We start from the raw sequence: 1,328 nt of genomic DNA, 5'->3' as shown, positions 1-1,328 counted from the left end.
TGGCCAAGCCGCTCGACCTGGGCCGCCTGGCCGCCGTGATCACGCGGGTGACCTGCACCGCGTGACGGGTGCCTGCGGCGCCGTTGGCGCTTAAGCCGGCTCGGCCTGCAGCAGCGTTTCCAGGCAGTGCTCCTGGATCCCGTAAAACGCCTTGATCTCGGCGATCTGCGCCAGCAGTGCCGCCTGGCGTGCGGCGGGCAGCGACTGGCGTCGGCGCACCGCGAGGATCATCTTGTTCTTGCTGGTGTGCTCCAGCGAGACGAACTCGAACACCTGCGCGTCGTAGCCTCGCGATTCGAGCAGCAGCGCGCGCAGGCTGTCGGTCACCATCTCGGCTTCCTGGCCCAGGTGGATGCCATGGCGCAGCATCGGCCGCAGCACCGCCGGCAGTTGCAGCTGCGGCCGGATCTGCTTGTGGCAGCAGGGTGAGCTCAGGATCACCGCTGCGCCGGCGCGGATGCCGGCGTTCAGCGCATGGTCGGTCGCGGTGTCGCAGGCGTGCAGCGCGATCATCACGTCGACATGCGGCGGCAATACGCGGCTGACGTCGCCGCATTCGAAATCGAGACCGGCCATGGCGCAGCGCTGAGCCGCGTCGTTGCACAGGTCGACCAGCTCCTGGCGCAACTCGACGCCGAGCGTGCGCACCGGCCAGCCGCGGCCCTGGGCGAGATGGTGGTGGGTGGCGAAAGTCAGGTAGCCCTTGCCGGCACCGAAATCGACCACCTGCAGCGGCGGCGCATCGGCCGGCGGCGTGCCCTGGGCCAGGCCGGCTTCGTCCAGCGCGTGGTCCAGCACCTCGACGAACTTGTTGATCTGCTTCCACTTGCGCGCCATCGCCGGCACCAGCGCACCGCCGCGGTCGACCACGCCCAAAGCCTGCAGAAACGGCGCGTCCAGCGCCAGCAGGCGTTGCTTCGCGCGCTCGTGTCCGTGCGCAGACGCAGCGTCGCCAGGCGCTTCTTCAGCCGACGTGACGCGTGCCCGGTGCAGCGCGACGCGGCCCTTCTTGCTGATCAGCAGCTGCAGCTCTTCGTCGGTGGTGAACAGGTGGCCATGCGCCAGGACGCTGCCGAGCAAACCCTCGAGCCGCGCCTGAACTTGGTCTACGGCCAAGTTCTCAGTCACGTCGCGGGTGCGGTGCTGGTGCAACAGTTGCAGGCACGCCACGCCGCGCAGTTCGATCGGCTTGGCGCTGACGCGCACCAAGTCGCCGGCCCCGCTGCGGGGCTTGGCCAGCACCAGGCGGCGAAATTGCCCGTTCGCCAAGCTGGCCGACAGCGCCTCGAAAAAGCGGGCGCGCCGGGCCAGATCGGCCAGCGCATCGC

The 1,328-nt window shown here is 69.5% G+C and carries 1 protein-coding gene; it reads right to left on the bottom strand.

What is annotated here, in order from left to right; all coding sequences use genetic code 11:
• Positions 1-90 precede the first annotated feature (90 nt).
• On the bottom strand, positions 91-1,328 hold a 1,238-nt coding region (locus AC1DYI_RS35855; protein ID WP_477208853.1), incomplete at its 5' end, for a class I SAM-dependent methyltransferase.

It is taken from the genome of Ideonella sp. P3_A4 (genome assembly GCF_056403075.1).
The sequence above is the reverse complement of the archived record's forward strand: the minus strand, read 5'-3'. Positions and strand labels throughout refer to the sequence as shown.